This window comes from Pseudomonas sp. Sample_24, from assembly GCF_004307605.1.
In the GTDB taxonomy this organism is placed as follows: domain Bacteria; phylum Pseudomonadota; class Gammaproteobacteria; order Pseudomonadales; family Pseudomonadaceae; genus Aquipseudomonas.
This window is the reverse complement of record NZ_RCNW01000041.1, coordinates 1-2,210: the sequence shown is the minus strand read 5'-3', so window position 1 is coordinate 2,210 and position 2,210 is coordinate 1. Positions and strand designations below refer to the sequence as shown.

General features: G+C 60.4%; 2 protein-coding genes. Both read left to right on the top strand.

What is annotated here, in order from left to right; all coding sequences use genetic code 11:
• The first annotated feature begins 263 nt into the window (after positions 1-263).
• Complete coding sequence (gene eat, locus D8V06_RS01960) at positions 264-1,637, top strand: ethanolamine permease (RefSeq protein ID WP_130930332.1); 1,374 nt, start codon at positions 264-266, stop codon at positions 1,635-1,637.
• A 160-nt stretch (positions 1,638-1,797) separates the two neighbouring features.
• Positions 1,798-2,210: ethanolamine ammonia-lyase subunit EutB (gene eutB / locus D8V06_RS01955; protein ID WP_177434328.1), on the top strand; the 413-nt coding region annotated here is incomplete at its 3' end.

Below are 2,210 nucleotides of genomic sequence, written 5' to 3'. Positions count from 1 at the left end.
CAGACCAAAAACCTGCTGGTGAGCTACGACATCAATCCGCTGGGCTTCTTCTGATTCAGCGCGATACCGCGTAACGGCTATCGCGGGCAAGCCTTGCTCCTACAGACCGCGCAAATCTGTAGGAGCCGGCTTGCTGGCGATGGCATCCGCAAACACACCGCAAATCATCGCCCTGCCGCCCTGGCACGGGCTTTGCGTGCCCGCATTACACGCAACCGCAGCGCCCGAAAGTCCACAAGCTCAAAAAAAACCAGAGAGGACTTATGACTATTCCTTCCACACAGCTCAAACCCACACTCGGCACCCTGCATTTATGGGGCATTGCCGTCGGCCTGGTGATTTCCGGCGAGTACTTCGGCTGGAGTTATGGCTGGGGCACCGCAGGAACGCTGGGGTTTCTCGTCACCGCACTGATGGTGGCGACGATGTACACCTGCTTCATCTTCAGTTTTACCGAATTGACCACGGCGATTCCCCACGCAGGCGGGCCATTTGCCTACAGCCGCCGGGCCTTCGGCGAGAAAGGTGGATTGATCGCCGGTATCGCCACCCTGATTGAATTTGTCTTTGCGCCCCCGGCCATCGCCATGGCCATCGGTGCCTACCTCAACGTGCAGTACCCGGAACTGGACCCGAAGCTCGCGGCAGTCGGCGCCTACTTCATCTTCATGACCCTCAATATCCTCGGTGTCGGTATCGCGGCTGCCTTTGAATTAGTGGTCACCGTGCTGGCTGTCGCCGAACTGCTGGTGTTCATGGGCGTGGTTGCGCCAGGGTTCAGCTTCAGCAACTTCGTGCTCAACGGCTGGTCGGGTTCCAATGAGTTCACGATAGCGTCGATTCCCGGCATTTTCGCGGCCATTCCCTTCGCCATCTGGTTCTTTCTCGCCATTGAAGGCGCGGCCATGGCGGCCGAAGAAGCCAAGGACCCAAAACGCACGATTCCCCGCGCTTACGTCAGCGGCATTCTGACCCTGGTGTTCCTGGCCATCGGTGTGATGGTGATGGCCGGGGGTGTCGGCGACTGGCGTCAACTGTCGAACATCAACGACCCGCTGCCCCAGGCCATGAAAGCCGTGGTCGGCAACAATTCGACCTGGATGCACATGCTCGTGTGGATCGGCCTGTTCGGCCTGGTGGCTAGTTTCCATGGGATCATTCTTGGCTACTCGCGACAGTTCTTCGCCTTGGCCCGCGCCGGCTACCTGCCACGTGGTCTGGCCAAGCTTTCGCGGTTCCAGACCCCGCATCGGGCGATTCTCGCCGGTGGCGTGATCGGCATCGCCGCCATCTACAGCGATGGCCTGGTCAACCTGCAGGGCATGACACTGACGGCCGCGATGATCACCATGTCGGTATTTGGCGCGATCGTGATGTACATCATCAGTATGCTGAGCCTGTTCAAGCTGCGTAAAACCGAGCCGAACCTGGAACGCACCTTCCGTGCACCGGGCTATCCGATCGTACCGGGAATCGCCCTGTTTCTGGCGGTGGTGTGCCTGGTGGCGATGGCCTGGTTCAACACGTTGATCGGCCTGGTGTTCCTTGGTTTCATGGCCGCTGGATACCTGTATTTCCAGCTGACCGCACGGCAACGTTCAGAGGCACCGACGGACGCTATGCTCGAAGGTATCTGAATGCACCGACGCCGGGCGCACGCCCTATTTGTGAGCGCCCGATTCCTGTAGGAGCGAGACTTGCCCGAAGGGCATGATGCGGTGTGACTGAAACGCTGTGTAATCGTTTTTCGCGGGCAAGCCTCGCTTCTACGGGTCATCAATTAACCAGGAGGACAGCATGGCCGTTTATGTCCATTGCGTCGGCGCCCAGACCTATCGCTTCGATAGCCTCAAGGAAGTGATGGCCAAGGCCAGCCCGGCGCGGTCCGGGGACTTCCTGGCCGGTGTCGCCGCGCTCAATGATGGCGAACGCGTCGCCGCGCAAATGGCGCTGGCTGACATCCCGCTCAGCCACTTCCTGCAGGAAGTGCTGGTTCCCTACGAGGACGATGAAGTCACCCGCCTGATCATCGACACCCACGACAAGCAGGCTTTCGCCGTCGTCAGCCACCTCACCGTCGGCGGCTTTCGCGACTGGTTGCTCAGTGATGCCGCCGACGAACAGGTCCTGCGCGCCCTCGCCCCCGGCCTGACCCCGGAAATGGCCGCGGCCGTGTCAAAGATCATGCGCGTGCAGGATCTGGTGCTGGT

Bases quoted from the DNA above. Each gene is read 5' to 3' on its own strand.
- eat (WP_130930332.1), top strand. From the start codon at position 264: ATGACTATTCCTTCCACACAGCTCAAACCCACACTCGGCACCCTGCAT.